We start from the raw sequence: 25,116 nt of genomic DNA on the forward strand, positions 1-25,116 counted from the left end.
ATGGTGTATAGTTATTTTACCAAATATAGCAATAATATTGTTCACCTATCCCAGAAACTCTGATCCTAAAAATCTTTTCGCTTGTTTCTGTAAAGTTTCAGCTAAGGTTGAGGCAAATTAAATATTTAAAAGCATATGACATATTAGTTGAATATATTGGAAGCTTTTATTACTTTATATAAATTAGTTTCTGTGGATGCACATTTAAACCTTTGGCTAACTCTTGAATAGTAGAAATTCTAAGATCCACTTCCTATTTTTCTAATATTGCTATGATCTACATCGCATTTTTGAGCTAACTCTCTATAACTCAAATCAAGCTTTTTCCTTAGCATCTCAACTCTCGTACCAAATGCTATTCTAAATTCTCTGTTTCGCAAAGTCTCCAGACTTTGAGTCAGTAATAAAGCTCCAAAGTTTGAAATTTTCGAACAGGGACTTTAATAAACAAAAAAACAGTCTTAAAAAGACTGTTTTATATTTTGAATTCAAGATTTTTAAAAGATGATTGTATCTATTTTCCGATACAAAACTTAGAAAAAATATTCCCCAGTACTTCATCATTCGTCACTTCTCCGGAAATTTCTCCAAGATGTTCCAGGGCGTTTCTAAGCTCATACGCCAGTAATTCTGTAGAGATTTGGAAAGAAATAGCTTCTTTTACCTTATGAACGGCATCCAGAGACTTTCTTAAGGCTTCAAAGTGGCGCTGGTTGGTAATGACAACATTGTTTTCTTCAGACTTTAACTGCTCAACATACGATGAAAGTTCATTCTTCAGATCCTGAATATTTTGATTTTCAACAGCTGAGATTTTAATGAAATCAAATTCGTGGGAAATGGCATTTCTGAAAATATCTTCTACCGTTTCGTATTTGGTAGGAGTCACTTCATCAATTTTTGTTGCACAGATAATCAGCTTCAGATCTTCTCTTAACAATGATTGAATCATTTCAATATCTTCCGAAAAATCTTCCGTAGCAGCATCGGCCAGGTACACCAAAATATTGGCGTTTTCTACCTTTTCTTTTGCTTTTTTTACTCCGATAGCTTCAATTTCATCCACCGTTTCACGAAGTCCTGCGGTATCAATCAATCGGAAAGCATGTCCTTTAATATGAAGAATTTCTTCAATGGTATCTCTTGTTGTTCCTGCAATATTACTCACGATTGCTCTTTCTTCCTTTAAAAGAGAGTTCAGCAGCGTAGATTTTCCGGCATTGGGTTTTCCGATAATAGCCACGGCGGTTCCGTTCTTAATGGCATTTCCGTATTGGAAACTCTCAATCAGAGAATTTAATTTTAATTCAATTTTATCCAATAATCCACTCAATGCACTTCTGTCTGCAAACTCTACATCTTCTTCAGCAAAATCCAGCTCCAGTTCAATTAAGGAAACAAAATTCAGAAGATCGGTTCTTAATACAGATATTTCGTTGGTAATTCCTCCTTTCAGTTGATTGATCGCTACTTTTCTGGAAGCTTCATTTTCAGAGGCGATGACATCAGCAATAGCTTCCGCCTGGGAAAGGTCAATTCTTCCATTGATAAAGGCACGAAGGGTAAATTCTCCCGCCTTCGCCATTCTTGCTCCGTTTTTGATCAGTGTTTCAAGAATACGTTTTCCGATATGCGGAGACCCGTGAAAAGCAATCTCCACAGAATTTTCCGTGGTGAAACTTTTTGGAGCCAGGAAGATTGAAAGCATTACCTCATCAATAGCTTCCTCCTCATCCATAAAATAACCGTAATGGATGGTGTGGGATTTCTGTTTTTCCAGATTTTTAGCCGGAAAACTTTTCTGAACTACAGATAAAGCCTCATTTCCAGAAACTCGGATGATGCCCAAAGCACCTATTCCATTGGCAGTAGCCAGTGCACATATCGTATCGTTATTCATGCTGCAAATTTACGGTTTTTAATGTGAATTTTCATGGAGGTCTGCTATTCAGATTATCTATTGTTGTATTCAGTTAAAAACAGCGGAATTATTTCTATTAAACATAGGATGAAAACACGATTTGAAATATAAAATTTTGAAAACTAATTCTGTTGAATATAAACAGAATTGGAAAGGTGTAGTTTGCTGTGGTGTAACATTTATAAGTGTTTTTTAATAACATTGGCAGTGATGGATGATGGTTAAATGTCATATATGGAGTGAAAAATTAAACAGTTGTTTGGTATGTTAATTGTTGTTAGTGGGGTCGATGATGTTGAAAATTTAAATTTTTATTATTAAAACAGTAATAATTTGTTAAAGTATTATAAATGTATATGAATAACCTATTTTTTTTAAAGATTAATAAAAAATTATCTTTTTTATTAATGCTTGCTTTGAGCGCTGTGGCTTATGCTCAGTGTATTCCTTATACAGGGCAGGCGATGACAAGTGGAAATACGTATTGTCTTAACGGAAATCTTAATGTAAGTACCAATATCAGTATCCCGAACGGAGCAACTCTTATGATACAATCCGGACAGTTGCAATCCAACAGTATCCAGGTGGATGGAGTGCTGGAAATTGGTGATGGAGCAAGTGTTAAGTCGACAGGAACGGTGAAAGTAGGAACTTTCGGATCTCAGAAAAATTCAAAAATTAAACTGGGAACCAAATCCTTTCTATCGCTTGTAGGATCGGTCGTTCAGGAAGATCCAACCTTTGGTGGCTTTTATCCCGGAACAACTTCTGTTATTGAAATGGGAACAAGCAGTGTGGTAGAAATTTGTGGAACATTTACCCAGCAGTCCACTACGTATCCTTCCGTTGAATATGTAGGTATTCCTACTGGCAGAGCTTATTGTATTGCAAAAGCAGATGTAAGTGGTGGAGGTGGAGCTTCCATTATCAGTGATGACAGTCAGATCGTAGCTATTGTAATGGGATCTGTGACAGGATTAGGAATGGGAAATTCCAGTTTTTGTGGTCCCAATGCCACCAAAGCAATGTGTCCTTCTCTTTGGCCTGAAGGATTGTCTGAAGATAAATCAAGTTGTGGAAATGCGCCTGTGATTATTGATGAGATCGATGGATTTTGTACAAAACCCGGAATTTCCGGTACACCAGATGGATTTACTAAATTCGGAATTACCATACAACAGAAAAATAAGGCATGGCCGGAAAATGTACCGAATGGATTTTTGGCTATGGAATCAAAAAACAAAGGTTTTGTCATTACCAGAGTTCAGCACGTAAGTCAGACACCACAGTCTGGAGATGCCATCGCAGAACCGAAAGAAGGAATGCTTCTGTATGATATTCAGGATAAATGTGTAAAGCTTTATAACGGCACCGAATGGAAATGTGTACAAAGAAGCTGTAATGATTAAACCGATAAATAGATCGTATGAAAAATATAAAAAATATAGGGATAGCAATAGCTTTGGTTATTTTTAACTCGTTTTTTGCTCAGGTAGCTATTGGTAAACAGGTGATAGACGGAAGCAGTACGGTGTTAGACTTTGATAACGTATCAGGAAATACAAAAGGCTTAATTCTTCCCGCTACCTCAGGATTTCCTACAGGATCTTTGGCAAATGGAACATTCATCTTCGATGTCACAGATAGCAAAGTAAAAGTCTATGAAAATGAGGTCTGGAAATCCTTATCAGATGCCGGAAATTCAAGTGCGGTTATTGTCAACAATTCTGCAGAGTCAGGGAAAGGAGTCATTATGGGAGAGGCAATAAGTTCTGCTGATGGAGTTTTGGTGCTGGAATCTCAAAATAAAGCAATGATTCTTCCTAAAATAACATCACCCCATCTTAATGTGAAAAATCCTTATCCGGGAATGATCTGTTATGATACAGCCAGCAAGACTCTGGCAGTATTTGACGGCTCAGTCTGGAACTACTGGAAATAAGTACAGGCAGAGTAATCTGTCTTAAAATAATAGAAAGCAGCTGTATTTTTATGCAGTTGCTTTTTTATTTCCCATATTAAACAATCTGAGCACTTTCCTTGATACTGTTCATGACAAAAATACTTTTGGTCTGACCAATTCCTTCAATTTCAGATAATTTGTTCACAAAAAACTCATGGAACTCATCCATATTGGGAGCAAGAATCTTCAGCATAAAATCAAAATCTCCGCTGATATTGTAAAACTCTACCACTTCCTTCAGTTTGCCCACTTCCTCAATGAATTTTCCCGCTGTTTTTTTATTATGGACATTTAAGGCAATCATACAGATCACCATCATTCCTTTATTGACCTTTTTACGGTCTACTACAGCAGTATATTCTTTAATGATTCCCTGTTTTTCCATACGTTTGATACGCTCATGCGTAGGCGTAGGACTCAAATTGATTCTTGCCGAAATGTCTCGGACACTCATCTTTGCATCTTTCTGAAGCAAACGGAGGATAGATAAGTCTTTTTCATCTGGAATATAATTTTCAGTTGCCATTTTGTTCTGTTTTTATAGGTTTTTTCTGGTAGATCAGATGTTTTGTTCTTTTAAATGTTTTAAATATTAAATATTGTTCCAAATTTAAGGTTAAATTTTTAAATACGTTCTGTTAATTTTAATTTTGCAGGAAATTTGAAACATGGATACAAGAAAGAATGTAATATTAATTTTAGCATCGGTAGGAACATTTGTAGAGGCGTTGGATATTGCCATTATTAATTTAACCATTCCTTCCATTCAGCAGCAGTTTCAGATTGGAGCCGAGACTGTTCAGTGGTTGCAGACGCTCTATGTATTGTTCTTTGGAGGATTTCTGATCATTGGAGGGAAACTTTCAGACCAGATCGGGAGAAAAAAAATGTTTCTCCTTGGAGCGTTGATCTTTATGCTCACTTCATTAGGCGCAGGATTATCTCAAAATTTTGAGGTACTGGCCATCTTCCGTGCTTTACAGGGATTGGGAGCTGCGTTAGTAATGCCATCAGCGCTGTCTATTGTAACCAATACGTTCAGGGGAGAACAGGAAAGAAACCGGGCCATCGGAATTTTCAGTTCATTTGCTGCTATTGGTTCAGGAAGTGGTCTTTCAGTAGGAGGAATTATCAGTACATACCTAAGTTGGCATTGGGTTTTCCTGATCAATGTTCCTATTCTTTTAATCACATTGGTGTTATCGTACTATTATCTGCCGGCAGATGAGAAAAATGAAACTGCTCAAAAAACAGATATGGTTTCAGGAATATTGATGGTACTTGGGCTTTTAAGTCTGACTTACGGAACTCATGAATTGATTCATATTAAAGAACAGCCTTTCCTGGTAATAGGTTCTTTGGTACTAGCATTAGTACTGCTTGTTATGGTGTATTACCGTTTAAAATCTGTTGCTGAGCCTTTGGTAGATTTAAAACTATTTAAACATAGATCTTTAGTGGTTTCCAATGCGGTATTCTTTACCCTGGGAGCATTTTTTATCGGGTTTTTATTTCTAATTTCACTGATGCTTCAGAAAGATATGGGATATAGTGCTGCTTCTGCAGGATTAATGCTTGTTCCGTTCAGTATTCTTTCTGCTTTGACGGCTAAATTTATTCTGCCACACGTATCAAAACGTCTGAGCTCTTCCCAGATGGGAATTTTAGGGTGGTCTTTCATGCTGACTGGAGGTTTGTTACTCTTGATTTCTGTTTATACCGGACATCCGCTAACAGTAGTTTTATTGGGAGCGGCATGCATCTCCGGAGTTGGAATGACATTTTGTTTTACCGCACTTTCAGTGATGGGAATTCAGGATGTGGAACCTGCACATTACGGGTTGGCATCAAGTTTGAGCTCTACAAGTTACTTTCTGGGAGCAGGAATCGGATTGTCATTCATGACATTGATGAGTCAGATTTTTCCATCAGAACTTGCAGTCGGAAGCCTGAATCTGATTATTTTGATCAGTTATGCTTTACTGGCTCTCGGAATGTTATTCTATTTTATATTGAAAAGCGTAAAAATGAAGCAGACAGAAGTAGCCGTTTCATAACAAGCGGCCTTAAAAATACACAAACTATATGAGGAAAGAATCGGTGCTTAGGTGCCGGTTCTTTTTTGGTTTTTTATATTCTGTTTCCCTTTACTACCTTTGCTATTTACTATATATCATGAAAATACAGGTTATCAGCGATCTTCATCGGGAATTTGGAAGTACGGAATTATGTTTTAATCACGCAGATGTGTTGGTACTGGCAGGGGATATCAATCTGGGAACCAAAGGAGTTGAATGGATTAAAGAAACAATACCCAATAAACCTGTCATCTATGTTTTGGGCAATCATGAATACTATAAAGGCTCATACCCGAAGACACTCAATAAAATTAAGGAAGCAGCATTGGATTCCAATGTTCATGTGCTGGAAAATTCATTTGTAGACATTGACGGTATTCGTTTTCATGGGGCAACGCTGTGGACAGATTTTTCAATCTTTGGAAATCCTGTTCAGTACGGAATGCTTTGTCAGTCCAAAATGAACGATTATAAAATGATCAGGAGAGATCCTTCCTATTCGAAAATGAGAACATTAGATACCTTTAAAATTCATCAGCTTTCAAAACAATGGTTAAAAGAAAGTCTTGAAGATTCAAAAGGACTTAAAAATATTGTCGTTACCCATCATGCTCCCAGTCTCCAATCAGTGCCGGAGCATTATAAAGAAGATCCCGTTACCTCTGCCTATGCATCTGATCTGGAAGATGTAATCAAAGAATATCAACCTTTGTACTGGATTCATGGGCATATCCATACGCCATGCAGATATAAAATTGAAAAAACAGAAGTGATCTGTAATCCTCATGGGTATATCGATGAAAAATATAACGGCTATGATAAAGAACTGATTGTTATCGTTTAGCAAAAAAGTAGTTTTGCCTACAGCCTACAGCCTACAGCCTACAGCTTACTGCCTATTCTTTCTCCTTAATCACTATCTTCGTATTCTAATACCTTTCCAATGCCTAAAAAATCCCAGCCAAAACCTGATTTTGTTTCGCAGCTTGCTTTTGATGAAGTTCTTCAGCAGGTGGAATTTGATCTTAGAATCAAGGAATTTGTGGTGATGGAAATTGACAAGGCAAACTACATCATACAACCTAATATGCCTTATCGTTCCGACTATTTCTGCATTTTTATGGTGCAAAAAGGAGGCGTTACATTCAGGTTGGATGATAAGAGTTACAGCGTGACCAAAGGAGATATTATTTTTTGCCCCATGCTGGAAACATTTTGGCTGGATGAAATTACAGAAGACTACAATGCTAAATATATTTTCTTTTCATTGAACTTTATATCCGATGCAGGCTTTAATTATAAATCAAATAATGTTCTCAAGAGCCTGTCTTCTGATCCGGCCAATATCATCAGGAATGAATCGGATGTATACCGGAAAGTGAATTTCCATCTCGACGAGTTGAAAGTTTTGAATGACAAGGAAAAAGATAATTATTATTTCAATGAAATGATCTGGCATCATTTTTCACTGGTGATTTACGAAATTGACAATTATTTCAAGAAAACGGAGAGACCTCATCCGGTTACCCACAGAGAAGATGAGCTGACGACCAGTTTCTTTAAGCTCGTTCAGCATCATTTCAAAGAAGAACACAATGTTCAGTTCTATGCCGATAAACTTTTTATCAGCCGTAAATACCTTACGAAAGTGATCAATAAAACGGTATTTAAATCCCCGAGAGATATTATCCATCAGGTATTGGCTGTTGAAGCCAGGCTGCTGCTGAAAAATCCTAACCTGAATATCAGTGAAGTGGCATCCAAGTTGAGTTTTTCAGATCAGGCATCTTTCAGTAAATTTTTTAAAAAACACACGGGAAGATCTCCTTTGGAATACAAAAAAGATGATTTGTATTGATAATCAATGATTTGTATTTTTAAGACGTCTTTTTACCAAATTTCAACTATTATTTTGATTAAAAATAGCAAATAGTATCATTTATATTGTCTATGAATGATATTTCTCATGTTTTTTTAAATAAGGAGTCTTTTTGACAAAATAAGGAGTTTTTCGAATAATCCTATTGAATTTTTTTCGTTCGATTTTTGTGCGGAAAATTTAAAAGGACTATTGTTATGCAAAGATTTTTTATTCAAAAATCGACTCTACTTTTTCTCTCGCTGATTGTATTGGCGGGTTGTAAGAAGAATAATCAAAACCAGAGCTATCAGCAGCAGGCGCCGGAATTACCCGTGGCAAAAGTAACACAGGGAGACGCTTCTGTTTCCAGAGAATATGCAGCATCTATTGAAGGGGTTTCCAATGTGGAAATAAGACCTCAGGTAACAGGATATTTAAGCAAAATTTTTGTAGATGAAGGTGATTTTGTAAGGACAGGGCAGCCGTTGTTCAAAATTGAAGATCAGGTTTTCCGTGAGCAGCTGAAAAGTGCTCAGGCAGCTTTGATTACCGCTCAGGCGAATCTTTCCACTTCTAAAATTGATCTGGACAGAAAAAAAGAACTGTTCAAGAACAAAATGGTTTCAGAAATTCAGGTGAAAGAAGCTGAGGCAGCTTATAATGCGGCACGTGGAGCAGTAAGCCAATCCACTTCTACCATTGAATCGGCTAAAATCAATTTGAACTTCTCCACCATTAAAGCTCCGGTAAGCGGATTTATCGGAAGGTTCAACTATCGTCTGGGAAGTTTAATGACTCCGGGAAATCAGGAGCCAATTACCTTATTATCAGATATTCACCAGGTATACACTTACTTCAGCCTGAGTGAAAATGATTTTAATAATTTCCAGAAACAATACACAGGAAGCAGTATTGATGAAGTCATTAAAAATACTCCGGCAGTATCATTATTGCTTTCGGGAGGTGAAAAATATGCGGAAACAGGAAAGATTGATGCTGTAGAAGGACAGTTCAATAAAACAACAGGATCCATTACTTTAAGAGCGAAATTCAACAATCCCAACAACCTTTTGAGAAGCGGGAATACAGGCAAGATTATACTTGATCAGTTCTACAGCAATGTTGTTTTACTTCCTATTGCCTCTACCAGAACCATTCAGGATAAAGTTTTCGTATTTACTATTCAGGGAGGAAAAGCCGCAATGCTTCCGATTGAAGTAAACGGAAAAGCAGGCGATAATTTTATTGTAGCGAAAGGACTTAAGGCAGGCGATGAATATATCACCAGCGGTTTTGACCGGTTGCAGCCGGGAACTCCTGTAGTGGCACAAAAGAAAAATGCTCAACAGAAAAAATCCTAAGAAGAAGTCATGTTAAAGAAAATTATAAAAAGACCCGTACTGGCAACGGTTATCTCCGTATTGCTTGTTATTCTGGGGATCGTCGGGATGGTAAGCCTTCCGATTACAAAATTTCCGGACATTGCACCTCCTACCGTTATGGTAACAGCTGCTTATCCGGGAGCTAATGCTGAAACAATTGCCAGGTCAGTAGCACCGCCATTGGAAAATGCCATCAATGGAGTGGAAAATATGGACTATATTACTTCTACAGCGAGTAATGACGGTACATTGAGTATTACTGTTATTTTTAAATTAGGAACAGATCCGGATCAGGCCGCGATTAACGTTCAGAACAGAGTGGCACAGGTGACCAACCAGCTTCCTGCAGAGGTAATCCAGGCAGGAATCACCACCGTGAAAAGACAGAACAGTATGATTGCGATGGTCTCTCTGACCAGTAAAGATGGTACGATGAGTGATCTTTTTCTTGAAAACTATGCGAAAATCAACATTGTTCCGGAACTGAAAAGAGTAAAAGGAGTAGGAGATGCCATGGTGTATGGAAATAAAGATTACTCCATGCGTATCTGGCTGGACCCGAATAAACTGACTTCCTACAATCTTACGCCCTCCGATGTTTCCCGTGCTATTCAGACGCAAAACCTTGAAGCAGCACCCGGAAGATTAGGGGAAAGAAGTAAAGAAGTGATGGAATATGTTCTTCGCTACAAAGGAAAATTTACAGAACCTGAGCAATATGAAAATATCACGATTAAAGCGTTGAATGATGGTTCTGTTTTAAAATTAAAAGACATTGCCAAAGTAGAATTCGGAGCGTACAGTTATACGGTTTCTTCCAATTATAATAAAAAAGCTTCGGTAACGATGGCGATCTTCCAGATGGCTGGATCCAATGCCAATGAAGTACAGATCGCCCTTCAGGAAAGAATGAAAGAACTGGAAAAGTCCTTCCCCGCAGGAATGGATTATGAAATTCCCTATGCTACAAAAGATGCACTGGATCAATCCATAGAGCAGGTTATTCATACATTGATAGAAGCATTTATTCTGGTATTCATAGTGGTGTATATCTTCCTTCAGGATTTCCGTTCCACATTGATTCCGGCTATTGCAGTTCCGGTATCGATTGTAGGAACATTCTTCTTTATGAAAGTTTTCGGGTTCTCTATTAATATTCTTACGTTGTTTGCTTTGGTGCTCGCCATTGGTATTGTAGTGGATGATGCTATTGTAGTGGTGGAAGCGGTTCATGCTAAAATGGAACATAAAAAGCTCAATCCTAGGGCAGCAACAATGTCAGCAATGAGTGAAATTACAGGAGCCATTGTTTCCATTACATTGATCATGTCTGCCGTATTCGTTCCGGTAGCCTTTATGAGTGGTTCCACGGGATTGTTTTACCAGCAGTTTGCCTTGACATTGGCTATCGCGATTGTGATTTCAGCGATCAATGCCTTGACATTGAGCCCGGCGTTATGTGCTTTATTTTTAAAACAACACCATCCGGGAACGCATGAAAAGATGAATTTCAAAGATCGTTTCTTCGCAGGTTTCAATGCCAGCTTTAATAAACTGACATTCCGTTATGGGAAAGCTGTGCTGTTCCTTTTGAAAAGAAAATGGGTGGCACTTGTTATGATTGTGGCTTTCGGAGGTTTGTTTGCATGGATGTCTATGACAACGCCTAAAGGATTTATTCCGGACGAAGACCAGAGTTTTATCATTGTAACCGCGAACCTTGCTCCGGGAGCTTCAAAAGACAGAACCTCAAAAGTAGTTTCCGATACTGAAGATTTATTGATGAAAAATCCGGCCGTGGATAAAGTAATTTCTGTAGACGGATTGAACTTATTCAGTGGTTCAATGTCATCATCGGCAGCTTCTATTTTCGTTAAATTAAAAAAAGGAGGCGAGAGAGGTGCTGTTAATAATATCAATGACATAATCGGACAAACCCAGGGAATGCTTTCCCAGGATAAAAGAGCTAATTTCCTTGTGATCAATACGCCAACGGTAGATGGTTTCGGAAATACCAGTGGAATGGAACTTGTGCTTCAGGACCGTACCAACGGAGAACTTCAGAATTTAGGAAATATTTCTTACGGAATGATGGGAGCTTTGATGCAGAGACCTGAAGTAGCGGTAGCATTTACCACTTTCGATGTTACGTATCCGCAGTTTGAAGTGCTTGTAGATGAAGTGAAATCTGCCCAGCTGGGAGTCAATGTTTCTGACGTATTAGGAGTAATGCAGGGATATTACGGAAGTATTCAGGCATCTGATTTCAATAGATTTGGAAAGTATTACAGAGTTCTGGTACAATCTACACCAGAGACAAGACAAGATAAAGAATCCCTGAACGGAATTTTTGTTAAAAATAATTTAGGTCAGATGGTTCCTATCAATACATTGGTAAGCCTGAAACAGGTAACAGGAGCTGAGGTAGTAGACCGCTTCAACCTGTTTAATTCATCCAATTTAACAGTAATGGCAGCTCCGGGATATAGTACAGGACAGGCTATGGCGGCCATTGAAGAAGTGAGCAAGCAGGTACTTCCTCCGGGATACACTTATGATTATAAAGGAATGAGCCGTGAAGAAGCGGGTTCAAGCTCACAATCTGTTATGATCTTCGGATTATGTATCGTGTTTGTATTCTTCCTTTTATCTGCTCAATATGAAAGTTATATTCTTCCATTGGCTGTATTGATTGCTATTCCGGTGGGACTTTCCGGAGTATTTGTAGGAATTACATTTGCGGAATTATCCAATAATATTTATGTACAGATTGCTCTGGTAATGTTGATTGGGTTATTAGCAAAAAATGGTATCCTGATTGTGGAATTTGCCATTCAGAGACGTAGAGCAGGGAAAAGTCTTATCGCCTCTGCAGTAGAAGGAGCAAAAGCCCGTTTACGTCCTATTTTGATGACCTCTCTGGCATTTATTACCGGATTGATCCCATTGATCTTTGTGGTTGGACCTTCTGCAATGGGTAACCATTCTATTGGATATGCCGCCATTTCAGGGATGCTTTTCGGAACGATCCTAGGAATTTTCGTAGTTCCTGTTCTTTTCGTAGTGTTTCAGGCCTTGCATGAAAGAATCAACGGAAAAGTAGTAACCGATGCGGATTGGGAATATTAATTCAAATGATTTTAACAATGAAAATTAAAAATATAGCATATATCGCATTCATTTCGGGAACCGCAATCTCCTGTAAAGTTCAGAAATATGAACAGCCTGAAGTAAAAATGCCTGAAGCTTTCCGAAGTGACAGCATTGTAGCAGGTTCTCATGAAAATATTGCGAAGATCAGCTACAAAGACTTTTTTAAAGATCCTGTTCTTGTAGGATTGATAGATAAAGCGATGGTGCAAAATAACGATCTTCAGGTCGCTTTAAAACAAATAGAATTTGCTTCATTGGCTTACAATCAGAGCAAATGGGCAAATATTCCGACTGTTAGTGCTTCTGCCAATGCCAATATCAACCGTCCTTCAGACAACAGTATGAACGGAATGATGGCCGGACAGTTTATGGGAAAAAGGTATATGGAAGATTATACAACTTCTTTGAGTTTCTCATGGGAAGCCGATATCTGGGGAAAGATTAAAGGAAGAAAGGAACAGGCTTTAGCAGAATATCTTAAAACGCAGGAAGCGGCAAAAGCAGTGAAAACACAAGTTGTATCTGCTGTAGTACAAGGATATTATAACCTTTTGATGCTGGATACTCAGTTGGAAATTACAAAATCCAATCTGGCTTATGCGGATAATACGCTGAAATTTCTGACCAAACAGCAGGAGCTTGGGCTTACTACAGCATTGGCTGTACAACAGCAGGAAATTGTGAAAGATCAGATTCTGAAATCAATTCCGGCTATTGAAAGTTCTGTAACAACCCAGGAAAATGCTTTGAGCCTGTTAACGGGATCTATGCCCGGAAAAATTGAAAGAAATGCAAGCCTGAACAATGTACAGTCTCCGGATCATCTTGCTGCAGGAATTCCTTCTGAATTATTAAGCTACAGACCGGATATCAAAACAGCTGAACTTGAAGTAAGAAAAAGTGCAGCAGCCATTCATGTGGCAAAAATGAGTATGTATCCTTCATTGAATATTACTGCGCAGGGTGGTGTGAATGCCTTCCAGATCAGCAAATGGTTCAGTGTTCCGGGATCGCTTTTCGGAATGGTAGCGGGAGCTGTAGCACAGCCTATTTTGAACGGGAAACAGTTGAAAACCCAATATGAGCAGTCTAAAGTATTGGCTGATCAGGCGGAAATTAACTTTAAGCAATCTGTTTTAAAAGCGGTAGGTGAAGTTTCTGATGCATTGGTTCAGATTAAAAAGCTGGAAGAACAGCAGAAAATTGCAGAAGGACTGGCAGTGAAATCTGGAGAAGCAGTAAAGAAGGCTGATCTGTTATTTAAATATAATTCAGCAACTTATGTAGAAGTGATTATCGCACAAACGAATAAACTTCAGGCAGAACTGGAGCTGGCTTCTCTGAAAACCCAGAGACTGAATGCCATTACAGCGCTGTACCGCTCTGTAGGAGGCGGATGGCAATAAAGTAAAATTGAATCTGTTTCGTCTTTAATGACGAAGCAGGTTTTTAATCCATTATCATTATGAAGACAAATATACAAGAGGGGATCATTCTCATTCCGGATTTCAGCGGATTTACCGAATTTGTGTTCAATACAAAATTGTACACAGGTGAGTATATTGTGCGACAATTATTGTCTACACTGATTGATGTGAACGATGAGTATTTTGAAATTTCCGAGATTGAGGGCGATGCCATTTTATTTTACCGTTATGATGAAAATCCATCCTATCAGAGTATTTCAACAATATTGTGGAAGATGAGAAGTGCCTTCAACAGGAAAATAGAGGAGTTAAGTAAAAGTTTAAGCACAAAAATTGATCTGGCTCTTAAGTTTATTGTTCATTACGGATCCTTCTCACAGTACAATATTGGAAACTTCAGAAAATTATATGGAAAAACGATTGTGGAAGCCCATCAGCTTTTGAAAAACGGAGTGGCAGAACAACCTTCTTATGCGCTTTTCAGTAATTCTTTTCTGGAAAGCAGTAAAAATAAGGAGTCTGATTTTAATAAAGATCCGCTTCGTTTGCCGGAAGTAGGTGTTATCCACTATTTTGAAAATTTAAACTAGCATATATTTTTTAATATCATTCCTTGTAAATTTGCTATTGCTAGCGGCCCGGGTGAGATCCGGGCTTTTTTTATGGGACTACCTCTGAATAAAAATTGATTTATATAGACTGGAAGTAAAATATTCATATAATTATCAAGGATTTTAAAACTTTTTTACGCTAAATTTAAATTATGTGTAAAAAGCTTTTTTAAGAATATTTATTATGAAAGTGATTTATATTGTCTCTTTTTATTGAATAATGTGTAGTGTTTTTGAATTTATGTTTAAATTTAGTGCTGATATCTTGTTGGTAATTAAGTATTTATTTTAATTTTTTTCTTTTTTGATGTAACGAAATTATCAAGATAGTGGTCTTATAGATAAAACTATAATTTCACATGAAAATACTATTATTTCCAATAGCACTATTAACAGGCTCATTAGCAATGGCTCAGCAAGCTCCAGCTCCGGCAGCCAGCGATACTGTAAAAGGAAATGCAAAAGAAATAGAAGCTGTTACACTGGTAGCCAGAAAACCAACAGTAGAATCGAAAATAGACAGAACTGTATTCAATGTAGCCAATAGTGCAATTCTGGCAGGAAATACAACATGGGATGTTCTTAGGATGACGCCTTTGGTAAGTATTGATAACAATGATGAGGTAAAAGCCGAGGGACAATTGGTTACCGTATACATCAATGACAGGAAATCTGTTTTTACAGGAAAAGAATTGAAGGAATATCTTAAAACAATTCCAGCAGATAACCTGATGAAAATTGAAGTGATTACCAGCCCGTCTTCCCGTTATGAAACTTCAGGATCCGTGATCAATATTGTCCTTAAAAAAAGAGATGATGAAGGAATAAAAGGAAGCATCTCCCTCAACAACAGGCAAAGTACAAAGAACTCACAATACACGAACTTCAACCTGAACTATCATAAGAAAAAGTTTACCCAAACCTTTATAGGAGGCTACAATAGCGGAAATTATGTACAAAAGACCCAAACATGGGACAATCGGTATGCAACGAATAAACTGACCCAGTTCAATTTGGAGAATGTGATGAGAAACGAAAGTCCGTCTATTTCTTCCACTTCAGAATTTGCACTGAATGATAAAAACAATATCGGATTTGTAGCAGAATATTCACAGAGCAGAAATTTGTCTCTGTCAGAGTCTAATGGGATGATCTTCAATAATGGTGAGCCTGGAGACTCTTTTCTTCAGACTCAGAATACATGGGGATTCAACCGTAATCTGGGAACGAATGCTTTCTATAAATATTATGATAAAGAAAAGAACAGAATTTTAGATATTAATTTAGGAACCAATTACTCCAGCAATGACAATGACAATTTAATTGATAAACAAATTAATAATCAGACTGGCAGCTCAAATCAGCAGCTGGGAGTTATCAGCTCCAATCAGATGCGTAATTATTATCTGAAAGTAGATTATACACAGCCTTTAGGGAAATCTGGGGGTACTGTAGAAGTAGGAGGAAAAACGGAAATTAATAACCATGTTATTCCCAATAGTCTGTATGGATTCAGTATGAATGATAGTCATTCAGAATATTACAATCTTGCGAGAAATGATACTTTTCATTATGAGGACAATCTGAGCTCTTTATATGCCAACTATAGTAAGACGTTCTTCAAAAAACTGGAAACAAGAATCGGAGTACGTTATGAATATATTGATTATAAAGTAAGACAGGATGTTGCGGGGGCAGAGAGAAAAGATTCATACGGAACTTTTCTTCCCAATTTATTGCTGAAATATAATTTTTCAGAGAAATTTGATTTAAGTCTTACCTATAACCGAAGCATCTGGAGACCGTGGTATTCTGAATTTAATCCTTTCCTCGTTCCTGAAATTAACGGAACCTATTCCAGAGGAAACCTTTATCTGAATCCCAATCCGAATGACCGGCTTTATATGAAATTGGGAATCCTGAAAAAATACTTTATCTCTGCAAGATATATGCACACGAATCAGGATTACTGGACAACGTATGTTACGGAAAACGGAAGAACGGTTTCATTGCCAGGAAACTTCGATGGAAAGGTTGAAAAATATTACCTGTTTGCCAATACCAACCAGAACTTCCTGAAAAATAAACTGAATGTGAACGCCGGATTCGGATGGTATTACATTAATAATAAAGACTTCAACCAAAAGAATGATCTAAGGGGTAAAGACTATATCAGTTATTGGGGAGCTTCTGCCAACGTATCTTACACGAATCTTTTCAATAAAAATATTAATCTAAGTGCGTGGGTAGAATTGGCCAACCAGAATAATGGAAATTCTTATGCGAATAATACCAACGTATTCCATAATATTTCAGTGACCAAAATATTCCCGAAAACTCAGATGGAGCTAAGTATGCAGCTGATGAATATCTTTAAAAGACCTTACGGTGATAACACGACTTATAGCCCGGACGGAACATTCAGAGAGTACTCAAAATGGGACTGGTATGGTGTTTCCCTTACTTTCGTAAAACGTTTCGGAAATCAGAAGGTAAAAGAAAATACAAAAACCGACGTAGAGAAAAACGGAGGCGGAGGAAAGTAATTCAGGATTTGTTAGATAAAAATGAAAGCAGGTTTTCAATTGGGAATCTGCTTCTTTATTAACCATATAAACAATAAACACCGGTTTGTCAGAAAACGTACATAAAGTATAGCAGATTGTTTGCTGTATAAACGCAATGCTCGCAAAGTTGTATTACATGGTATACTTTTTTCGATCGCAATGGCACCTCGTTTAGCAATGGAATATTTGTCTCAGCTGAGTTTAACGCCTTTGCGAACTTTTTTCCATAAAATTATTTCTAAAAGAATTGCGCTCTTTTGCGTTTAAACAATAGTATCTTATAGATTTCGTAATCTGAGCAGAGTTAAAATTGTGTGACCTGTTGGAGAATAAAAAAACAGATCCCAATCTGGAATCTGTTTGCATTCTATCAAATAATTATTAAATAGAGTTTAGTACTCTTAACTCTCAGTTTTATTTAAGGGTAAATTTCACTTTCGTTTTAATAGCATCTGAGGAATTTCCAATCAATGCTTCAAAATCTCCAGGTTCAGCTACCCAATCGTGTTTTTGAGCATCAAAATAACTTAGAGCTGTTTTATCAATCGTGAAAGTAACTTCTTTTTGCTCTCCCGGGTTCAGATATACTTTTTCAAAACCTTTCAACTCTTTTGCAGGGCGTGGAACAGATGATTTTAAATCACTGATATAAAGCTGGGCAACTTCTGCTCCTGCTTTTTTACCTGTATTTTTAACGGTTACTGAAAATGTGATTTTACCGTCCTGTGAAATAGTAGTCTGGTCTGCTTTTGCTTTTCCGAATTCGAAAGTGGTATAACTCAATCCATGTCCGAAACTGAAAAGAGGTTTTATATTCTTAGTGTCATGCCAACGATAGCCTACAAAAATGCTTTCATTGTAAGTAATATTGATAGGATTTTTCTGATCTTTACCTTTTCCTGCTGCAAACTCATCCTTTTGCCCTGGATATTCTCCAAGCTGATGGGCTGAATTGTCTTCAAGTTTTACAGGGAAGGTAAACGGAAGCTTTCCTGATGGGTTGGCATCTCCGGCTAAAACAGCGGCAATAGAGTTTCCTGCTTCAGAGCCCAGATACCAAGCCTGTAAAACTGTGGGAACTTCTTTAATCCATGGCATTGCTACGGCATTTCCGGAAACTAAAATTACTGCAAGGTTTTTATTTGCTTTGGCAATAGCAGAAATCACGTGATCCTGATTGTAGGGTAATCCATAGCTTTTTCTGTCGTTTCCTTCACTGTCCTGGAAGTCTGCTTTGTTCAAACCTCCTACGAAAATTACGTAATCCGATTTTTTAGCTAATTCTATAGCTTCATTCAGTAATTCTGCTTCAGAGCGGGAATCTTTTAAATCCTGTCCGGATTTTACGCCATTGTATTCTCCTCCGATGTCACCTACATAACCTCTTGCATATTGTACATCTGCCTGTTTTCCAAATCTGGATTTGATTCCGTCTAAAGGAAGGGTTTCATATTTCACTTTTAAAGATGAAGAACCTCCGCCTACCGTCATTATTTTGATGGCATTTTCTCCGATAACCGCTATTTTTTTAGCCTTATTAATATCAATTGGAAGAATATTCCCCTGATTTTTTAATAAAACAATTCCTTCTTCTCCGATTTCTTTAGCAACCGCTTTATGCTCTTCAGAAGCAATATTTCCGAAAGGCTTGTTGCGGTTCATTGTCGTTTTATAGGCAAGACGAAGAAGTCTTGTTACCTTATCATCCAATTCTTTAGTTCCTACTTTTCCTGCTTTAATCAAATCAAGATAAGGCTTTGCCAGATAATAATTATCATAGGCATTTTTCGTCCCTGCGGAAAGTCCGTTCGTCCATGATCCGAATTCAAGATCAAGACCGTTATGGATGGCCTGTTCTGTATTGTTTACAGCACCCCAGTCGGATACCACTACGCCTTTATAGTTCCATTCTTTCTTTAAAATATCATTTAAAAGATACTGATTCTGGCTGGCATACTGACCTTTGTACATGTCATAAGCACCCATGATGGTCCAGGAATCACCTTCTGTTACGGCTGCTTTGAAAGGTGGCAGATAGATTTCATAAAGAGCTCTGTCGTCTACATTCACATTGCTTGTATGGCGGAACATTTCCTGATTGTTCAGGGCAAAATGTTTCACAGAGGTTGCCACTCCGTTAGACTGTACTCCTTTAATGTAAGGTACTACCATCTTTGAAGTCAGATAAGGATCTTCACCCATGTATTCAAAATTTCTTCCATTCAGCGGAGTTCTGTAAATATTAACTCCAGGTCCCAGAAGAATATCTTTTTTTCTGTAGCGGGCTTCTTCACCCAACGCTTTACCATAATTCCATGACATTTTTTTATTCCATGTGGCGGATAAAGCGGTCAGGGCAGGGTAGGCGATAATAGAATCGTTTGTCCATCCGGCCTGATCCCATTCGTCCCACATTACCTCAGGACGTACTCCATGAGGGCCATCTGTTGTCCAGAATTCAGGAATTCCCAATCTGGGAACACCCGGTGAGCTGAATTTCGACTGTGCATGAAGCATGGCCACTTTTTCTTCCAGTGTCATTCTTGATAATGCATCCTGAATACGCTGTTCTACAGGTTTGGATTCATCTAAATAAACGGGGATGGTAGTATTGGTCTGAGCCATATAAGAAGCAGAAATAAAGGTGAGTAAACTTATAATGACGGTTTTCTTTAACATAATGCCTTTCTATTTGATTTACAGCAAAAATAAAGAAAATTTTTTATTATCTCAAATTGAGAAAATAAAATTTTAGCGAATAAAAAACTGCCTGCTTAATGGCGGACAGCTTTTTATTAAATATTGTATTGGTAAATGCGGAAAAACTGAAGAGAAGCATAAGAGTGAAAAGCAATACTCTGAATCGCGAAAACCCGTACCCCGAATCCACCCTCACAACTCTACTACTCTCAAACCCTCAAACTCTCTCACTCATCAATCCCATCCTTTCACAGCGCCACCTTTGAAAATTTCTTTGGCTTTCTTTTCCACTTCGGGAGACTGATAGGCTTTTACAAAGTTTTTTACTTTCTGGCTGTTTTTATTATCTGGTCTGGCAACGACTACATTCACATACGGTGAGTCTTTATCTTCTACAAGAATACCTTGTTTTTCCTGATCCAACCCTGCCTGAGCAGCAAAATTATTATTAATCACCCCCACAACAACATCTCTGTCTTCCAGAACTCTTGGGATCTGAGCTCCTTCAATTTCCATGATTTTCAGTTGTTTCGGGTTTTCTGTAATATCCGTTACTTTGGGAAGAAGTCCGACACCATCTTTCAATTTCAGCAGACCACTTTTTTGCAGAAGCAGTAAAGAACGTCCTCCGTTGGTAGGATCATTGGGTATAACAATCGTGTTGCCTTCCTGTAGCTGACTGATATTATTAATCTTTTTTGAGTACGCTACTATAGGATAAACAAATGTATTGCCTACAGGCACAAGATTATAACCTCTTTGTTTTGACTGTTCTGTTAAATAAGGAATATGCTGAAAAGCATTGGCATCAATATCTCCGTTGGTCAAAGCTTCATTGGGAACTACATAATCGTTGAAAGGGATAAGCTCCACTTCCAGGTTATACTTATCTTTAGCAACTTTTTTGGCAACTTCGGCAATTTCCTGTTCCGGGCCGTAAGTAATTCCTACGCGGATAAAGTTCGGGTCATCTTTTCTTCCCGAACATGCGCTGAACAGTAATATTCCGGCAGTTAATAAACCAAAAATCTTTATTTTTTTCATTCTAATTAAATTTTATATATACTGATCACGCATCACGCATCTCGTACGCCGGATCTCAAATCTCAAACCCTCCGACACTCTCACCCAATTACCTGTGATCAAACTTTTTTGACAACCTGTCGCCCATAAACTGGATGAAGAAAACCAAAAGTACAAGCAGAATCAATACCGTATTCATAATGACAATATCATATCCGATATATCCATACTGGTAGCCCACCTGTCCAAGTCCACCTGCACCTACGGCACCACCCATTGCTGAGTAACCTACTAAAGTAATCAAAGTGATGGTTGCATTATTGATTAATGAAGGAAGTGCTTCAGGAAGCAAAACTTTTCTGATGATTTGTAATGGAGAAGCTCCTAAAGCTCTGGCTGTTTCTATAAGACCATGAGGAACTTCAATCAGACTATTCTCTACAAGTCTTGCAATAAAAGGGGCAGCTCCCACACTTAGAGGAACCAACGCGGCATTTACTCCAATAGAAGTACCTGCCAGAATTCTGGTAAAAGGAATCATCCATACAATTAGAATAATGAAAGGAATTGCGCGGAAAATATTAACCAAAATAGAAAGCCCTCTATGATAGACTGCATTTTCCAGCAGCTGGCCTTTTCTTGTTAAAAATAACAGAATTCCTACCGGAAGACCCAGTGCAAATCCAAAAAATCCGGATAAAAATGTCATATAAACCGTTTCCCAGGTTCCTTTTGCCAAAAGGGCAATTACCGTATCACTAAGCATATCCTTTTACTGTATTTTGAATTTTATTTTGGTTGAAATAATAGATCGCCTGTTGGTTTTCTTCAGTTTCACCCTGAAGCTGCAGCAGAAGTTTACCGAAATTGGAATTTCCAAAATACTCTACATCTGCCTTTAATAATTTATAAGGGATTTTATATTGGTTGTATAGTGTTGAAAGAATTTGTTCAACACTGATATTTTCGTTAAGTTCTATTTCGACCAGCGGAAATAAACCTTCTTTAGGCTCTTTCTGTAGTCTGTTGATGAGTTCCTGTGGCAGGGTCATAATGTCTGAATTGATGAACTGGCGGATGATCGGGTTTTCTTTATCCGAAATAATCTCGCTTAAAGTTCCTTTTGTTAATAATTTTCCTTTATCGATCACAGCAACGTGGTTGCAGACCGCTTTGATGACTTCCATTTCGTGGGTAATTAAAAGGATGGTAATTCCCAGTCTCTGATTAATATCTCTTAAAAGCTGCAGAATAGACTGCGTGGTAGCAGGATCCAGTGCGCTGGTTGCTTCATCACAAAGCAGAAGGTGAGGATCATTGGCCAAAGCCCTTGCAATGGCAACTCTTTGTTTCTGCCCTCCGGAAAGGCTTTTAGGATAATCGTTGGCTTTATCTTCAAGTCCTACAATTTTCAGTAATTCATTAACTTTTCTGTTGATTTCGTCCTTGCTGGTATGGTCCAGTTCAAGAGGAAGCGCTACATTATCAAAAACAGTTCTCGAAGAAAGAAGATTGAAATGCTGGAAGATCATTCCGATTTTTTTACGCTCCTCAGCCAGTTGTTTGGAACTCAGTCGGGTAAAATCTTTTCCGTTAATGATAATCTGTCCTTCATCCGGTCTTTCCAATAGATTTACCGTACGGATCAGGGTACTTTTTCCTGCACCCGAAAATCCTATAATTCCTACGATATCTCCTTTATCTATGGTAAGACTTACCTTATCCAGTGCTTTAAAAGACTGTTTTTTCTGATGAAATGTTTTTGATATGTTTCTGATTTCTATCATTCTGATTTTATATACTTTTTTAAATAGGCTGATATCTTCTGCCTGTTCTGTTTAAAAATCTCCTTACTCTTCTGATTTTGACCTTTGACCGTTTTGAAAGTCTGAAATATTTGGTGACATTCGTTAGAAGTACTCCCAGCAATATAACGAATAAACCGTACAGCTGACCTCCATTGATGCTTTGGTTGGCAATAATCCAGCCTGCAATCACTGTTACAATAGGATTGATGTAGGTATGGGTGCTTACCAAAGCAGCGGGTTTTACGGACAGAAGCCAAATGTACGACAAATAAGCGACTATCGATCCAAAGAAGATCAAAAATAGAACTCCAAACCATGCCGATAACGGAACAGCAGAAACTGAAAAATCAGTCCATTCTTTTCTGAAAAAAGCAATGAGAAAGGAGGCTAATCCTGCTACAATAAGCTGTTGGGCAATATTCATAAATGTAGATTGAGAAGCCGGATTTTTCTTTGAATATAAAGAACCTAATACCCAGGCAATAGAACTTAATCCCAACACTACAAACGCAGTAATACGTAAGTTTCCATCTGCCAATGCATGAGCATTAGAATTTACACTACCTTTTAAAAACATAATCAATCCTGCAAAACCAATTACCAATCCTATCGGAATAAATTTATCTGAAAAATAATATTTCCAGTTCTTTTTGTCGATAGCAATAAACCAGAATGGCCCTGTTGCAATCGAAATAGCAGCCTCAGAAGCCGTTACATATTGTTCTCCCCAGGCTACTAGCCCGGTTCCTCCGGTAAGAATAAGAATACCGGTAATTGCATTTTTCTTCCAGTTGATCAGAGAATTTGCTTTTTCTCCTTTAGAAAGAAGATATCCTATCATCAGAATTCCGGCAACCAGAAATCTTAATCCTGAAAGAATGAATGGCGGAAAACCTTTTAAGCCAAATGAAATAGCTAAAAACGTAATTCCCCATATCACATAGATGTTTGTAAAAGCCAATGGAATCAACCATTTGTTTTTAGAATTGCTCATTTTTATTTTTTTGATGTTGTTGTGTTCAATAAAAAAAGGCTCTACCACGTGATAAAGCCTTTGAAAATATATCTATATAAAAGTAAGGTCAACCACAGTATTCTTGATGTATAGGCATACAGATATCCTTCATCATATTTTTGATGGTATGTTTCTTAATTGTATTATTGTTTGATTTTGCCTTCATTTTGTTTTCTTTCCTGAATACGTTTGCAAATATATAATTTAATTTTTATTAGTCCATTAAAAAAGTAGACATTTTAAATATTAATTTATTGTTAATGATTTAAATTGCTGTTTGATAGTATTTTACAATGTAAATATTCACTCATTTATTTTAATTTTAAAAATATTTTTAATGCCTTTTATTTCAAAAAATAGAGAAAATATCATTTATTTTTAATTATTAAAAATGTAATATAAATTGAAATTTATGAGAATTAAATAATTTTTGTATTGTCATGGATAAAATAGGTAGAAATTTATTCTGGTGCATTTTTATTTTGTAGATTTTTTATAAACCTTAATGTATGTATTGCTTGAATTCCCATAAAATATGTGAATTTTAAATTAAATTATTATCAGATCAAAGAGACAAGATCATTGGACCTTTTTGATTTATTAAACTAGTTAAATGCACAGGATTTCCGTTCACTGTAATTTAGCATCAAAATTAAAAGACATGGACAATAGAATTTTAGGTCTGCATCATATTACTGCTATTGCAGACAACGCCAAAAGAAATTTAGATTTTTATACTAAAGTTTTAGGTGTAAGACTGGTAAAGAAAACTGTAAATTTTGATGATCCTGGAACGTATCACTTCTATTTCGGAAACGAAAACGGAACACCGGGAACCATTCTTACTTTCTTTCCATGGGAAGGAATAGGAAAAGGAAATAATGGAAGTGGTATGGCTACTCATATTGGATATTCAGTACCCAAAGGAAGTCTTGAATTCTGGAAAAACCGCCTGCAGGGATTTAATATAAATGCAGAAGAAGGTGAAATATTTGGAGAAAAAATGATTTCTTTTAAAGATCCGGACGGACTTCAGTTACAGCTGATAGAGCCATTAGTTGAAGACAACAGAAAAGTATGGACAACAGATGATATCAAAGATGAAAATGCCTTGAAAGGGTTCCATAATGTTACATTAACCTTAAAAAAGGCAGATCCTACCATCAAAGTTCTGACGGATATTTTAGGATATGATTTGCAGAAACAGGACGGAGAAAGATACAGATTGGCAACGAACGCAATTGATACAGCCAATCTTGTAGATATTATTGAAAATGATACCATTCCTGCCGGAAGAAATGCTGCCGGAACCAATCACCACATTGCATTCAGAGTGAAAGATGATACTGTTCTGATGGAGTATCGTGAGAAAGCGTTATCTGCGGGATTAAGCATCACTCCGAAGATCAACAGAGATTATTTTTACTCACTGTACTTCCGTGAGCCGGGAGGCGTTTTGTTTGAAATTGCAACCGACAACCCGGGATTCACCGTAGACGAACCTTTGAATGAATTGGGCAAAAATCTGAAACTTCCCGTTCAATATGAAGGAATGCGTGACAAAATAGAAGGAGTACTGCCGAACTTATCATAGATCATCGGTCATA

The 25,116-nt window shown here is 37.4% G+C and carries 18 protein-coding genes; 11 read left to right on the top strand and 7 right to left on the bottom strand.

All coding sequences use genetic code 11. From position 1 onward, the window contains the following. Positions 1-514: 514 nt before the first annotated feature. Positions 515-1,900, bottom strand: coding sequence for a tRNA uridine-5-carboxymethylaminomethyl(34) synthesis GTPase MnmE (gene mnmE, locus REB14_RS16875; RefSeq protein WP_309522769.1), 1,386 nt, complete (start codon positions 1,898-1,900; stop codon positions 515-517). A 428-nt stretch (positions 1,901-2,328) separates the two neighbouring features. Between mnmE and REB14_RS16880 the strand changes: the two genes are divergently transcribed. Then, on the top strand, positions 2,329-3,330 hold the full coding sequence (locus REB14_RS16880; protein WP_309522770.1) for a hypothetical protein: 1,002 nt from the start codon (positions 2,329-2,331) through the stop codon (positions 3,328-3,330). Between the two features lie 17 nt (positions 3,331-3,347). Next, positions 3,348-3,863, top strand: a complete 516-nt coding sequence (locus REB14_RS16885; RefSeq protein WP_309522771.1) for a hypothetical protein — start codon at positions 3,348-3,350, stop codon at positions 3,861-3,863. Positions 3,864-3,939: 76 nt separating this feature from the next. Here REB14_RS16885 and REB14_RS16890 read toward each other — a convergent pair whose 3' ends face one another. After that, positions 3,940-4,410, bottom strand: a complete 471-nt coding sequence (locus tag REB14_RS16890; protein ID WP_034696927.1) for an Lrp/AsnC family transcriptional regulator — start codon at positions 4,408-4,410, stop codon at positions 3,940-3,942. Positions 4,411-4,552: 142 nt separating this feature from the next. Between REB14_RS16890 and REB14_RS16895 the strand changes: the two genes are divergently transcribed. The 8 genes from REB14_RS16895 (at position 4,553) to REB14_RS16930 (ending at position 16,942) form a co-directional block, all read left to right on the top strand. After that, the gene (locus REB14_RS16895; protein WP_309522772.1) at positions 4,553-5,941 is read left to right on the top strand and encodes an MFS transporter; all 1,389 of its coding nucleotides are present in this window, start codon (positions 4,553-4,555) and stop codon (positions 5,939-5,941) included. 118 nt (positions 5,942-6,059) lie between these two features. Further along, complete coding sequence (locus REB14_RS16900) at positions 6,060-6,806, top strand: metallophosphoesterase (protein ID WP_309522773.1); 747 nt, start codon at positions 6,060-6,062, stop codon at positions 6,804-6,806. 99 nt (positions 6,807-6,905) lie between these two features. Next, a complete protein-coding gene (locus REB14_RS16905; protein WP_309522774.1) occupies positions 6,906-7,820 on the top strand; it encodes a helix-turn-helix domain-containing protein in 915 nt (304 codons plus the stop codon). 218 nt (positions 7,821-8,038) lie between these two features. Further along, positions 8,039-9,184 (top strand): efflux RND transporter periplasmic adaptor subunit, encoded by a 1,146-nt coding sequence (locus REB14_RS16910; protein WP_309522775.1) that lies wholly within the window; start codon positions 8,039-8,041, stop codon positions 9,182-9,184. A 9-nt stretch (positions 9,185-9,193) separates the two neighbouring features. Beyond that, positions 9,194-12,334 (top strand): efflux RND transporter permease subunit, encoded by a 3,141-nt coding sequence (locus REB14_RS16915; RefSeq protein WP_079242440.1) that lies wholly within the window; start codon positions 9,194-9,196, stop codon positions 12,332-12,334. Positions 12,335-12,351: 17 nt separating this feature from the next. Beyond that, a complete protein-coding gene (locus REB14_RS16920) occupies positions 12,352-13,764 on the top strand; it encodes an efflux transporter outer membrane subunit (protein ID WP_309522776.1) in 1,413 nt (470 codons plus the stop codon). A gap of 59 nt (positions 13,765-13,823) precedes the next feature. Continuing rightward, positions 13,824-14,375: a DUF2652 domain-containing protein gene (locus REB14_RS16925; RefSeq protein WP_079242438.1), complete on the top strand. Its 552-nt coding sequence runs from the start codon at positions 13,824-13,826 to the stop codon at positions 14,373-14,375. Positions 14,376-14,755: 380 nt separating this feature from the next. Next, on the top strand, positions 14,756-16,942 hold the full coding sequence (locus REB14_RS16930; RefSeq protein WP_309522777.1) for an outer membrane beta-barrel protein: 2,187 nt from the start codon (positions 14,756-14,758) through the stop codon (positions 16,940-16,942). 435 nt (positions 16,943-17,377) lie between these two features. On the opposite strand, the gene REB14_RS16935 is transcribed toward REB14_RS16930, so the two are convergent. The 5 genes from REB14_RS16935 to REB14_RS16955 form a co-directional block, all read right to left on the bottom strand. Then, a complete protein-coding gene (locus REB14_RS16935; protein WP_425248769.1) occupies positions 17,378-19,588 on the bottom strand; it encodes a glycoside hydrolase family 3 C-terminal domain-containing protein in 2,211 nt (736 codons plus the stop codon). A gap of 309 nt (positions 19,589-19,897) precedes the next feature. Continuing rightward, positions 19,898-20,707 carry a methionine ABC transporter substrate-binding lipoprotein MetQ gene (metQ, locus tag REB14_RS16940; RefSeq protein WP_079242435.1) on the bottom strand — a complete coding sequence of 270 codons (810 nt, stop codon included), beginning with the start codon at positions 20,705-20,707 and terminating at the stop codon, positions 19,898-19,900. A gap of 88 nt (positions 20,708-20,795) precedes the next feature. Beyond that, on the bottom strand, positions 20,796-21,452 hold the full coding sequence (gene metI, locus REB14_RS16945) for a methionine ABC transporter permease MetI (protein WP_309522779.1): 657 nt from the start codon (positions 21,450-21,452) through the stop codon (positions 20,796-20,798). Beyond that, a complete protein-coding gene (locus REB14_RS16950) occupies positions 21,445-22,473 on the bottom strand; it encodes a methionine ABC transporter ATP-binding protein (RefSeq protein WP_309522780.1) in 1,029 nt (342 codons plus the stop codon). The genes metI and REB14_RS16950 overlap by 8 nt, the downstream gene beginning before the upstream one ends. Before the next feature lie 19 nt (positions 22,474-22,492). Beyond that, positions 22,493-23,488: an EamA family transporter gene (locus tag REB14_RS16955; RefSeq protein WP_309522781.1), complete on the bottom strand. Its 996-nt coding sequence runs from the start codon at positions 23,486-23,488 to the stop codon at positions 22,493-22,495. A 682-nt stretch (positions 23,489-24,170) separates the two neighbouring features. On the opposite strand from REB14_RS16955, the gene REB14_RS16960 reads away from it, so the two are divergent. After that, the gene (locus REB14_RS16960; RefSeq protein WP_309522782.1) at positions 24,171-25,103 is read left to right on the top strand and encodes a ring-cleaving dioxygenase; all 933 of its coding nucleotides are present in this window, start codon (positions 24,171-24,173) and stop codon (positions 25,101-25,103) included. Positions 25,104-25,116: the final 13 nt, after the last annotated feature.

Source organism: Chryseobacterium metallicongregator (genome assembly GCF_031324065.1).
In the GTDB taxonomy this organism is placed as follows: domain Bacteria; phylum Bacteroidota; class Bacteroidia; order Flavobacteriales; family Weeksellaceae; genus Chryseobacterium; species Chryseobacterium metallicongregator.

Excerpts from the sequence above, each read along its gene's own strand:
- mnmE (WP_309522769.1), bottom strand. The coding sequence starts at position 1,900 with ATGAATAACGATACGATATGTGCACTGGCTACTGCCAATGGAATAGGT.
- REB14_RS16880 (WP_309522770.1), top strand. The coding sequence starts at position 2,329 with ATGCTTGCTTTGAGCGCTGTGGCTTATGCTCAGTGTATTCCTTATACA.
- REB14_RS16885 (WP_309522771.1), top strand. The coding sequence starts at position 3,348 with ATGAAAAATATAAAAAATATAGGGATAGCAATAGCTTTGGTTATTTTT.
- REB14_RS16890 (WP_034696927.1), bottom strand. The coding sequence starts at position 4,410 with ATGGCAACTGAAAATTATATTCCAGATGAAAAAGACTTATCTATCCTC.
- REB14_RS16895 (WP_309522772.1), top strand. The coding sequence starts at position 4,553 with ATGGATACAAGAAAGAATGTAATATTAATTTTAGCATCGGTAGGAACA.
- REB14_RS16900 (WP_309522773.1), top strand. The coding sequence starts at position 6,060 with ATGAAAATACAGGTTATCAGCGATCTTCATCGGGAATTTGGAAGTACG.
- REB14_RS16905 (WP_309522774.1), top strand. The coding sequence starts at position 6,906 with ATGCCTAAAAAATCCCAGCCAAAACCTGATTTTGTTTCGCAGCTTGCT.
- REB14_RS16910 (WP_309522775.1), top strand. The coding sequence starts at position 8,039 with ATGCAAAGATTTTTTATTCAAAAATCGACTCTACTTTTTCTCTCGCTG.
- REB14_RS16915 (WP_079242440.1), top strand. The coding sequence starts at position 9,194 with ATGTTAAAGAAAATTATAAAAAGACCCGTACTGGCAACGGTTATCTCC.
- REB14_RS16920 (WP_309522776.1), top strand. The coding sequence starts at position 12,352 with ATGAAAATTAAAAATATAGCATATATCGCATTCATTTCGGGAACCGCA.
- REB14_RS16925 (WP_079242438.1), top strand. The coding sequence starts at position 13,824 with ATGAAGACAAATATACAAGAGGGGATCATTCTCATTCCGGATTTCAGC.
- REB14_RS16930 (WP_309522777.1), top strand. The coding sequence starts at position 14,756 with ATGAAAATACTATTATTTCCAATAGCACTATTAACAGGCTCATTAGCA.
- REB14_RS16935 (WP_425248769.1), bottom strand. The coding sequence starts at position 19,588 with ATGGCTCAGACCAATACTACCATCCCCGTTTATTTAGATGAATCCAAA.
- metQ (WP_079242435.1), bottom strand. The coding sequence starts at position 20,707 with ATGAAAAAAATAAAGATTTTTGGTTTATTAACTGCCGGAATATTACTG.
- metI (WP_309522779.1), bottom strand. The coding sequence starts at position 21,452 with ATGCTTAGTGATACGGTAATTGCCCTTTTGGCAAAAGGAACCTGGGAA.
- REB14_RS16950 (WP_309522780.1), bottom strand. The coding sequence starts at position 22,473 with ATGATAGAAATCAGAAACATATCAAAAACATTTCATCAGAAAAAACAG.
- REB14_RS16955 (WP_309522781.1), bottom strand. The coding sequence starts at position 23,488 with ATGAGCAATTCTAAAAACAAATGGTTGATTCCATTGGCTTTTACAAAC.
- REB14_RS16960 (WP_309522782.1), top strand. The coding sequence starts at position 24,171 with ATGGACAATAGAATTTTAGGTCTGCATCATATTACTGCTATTGCAGAC.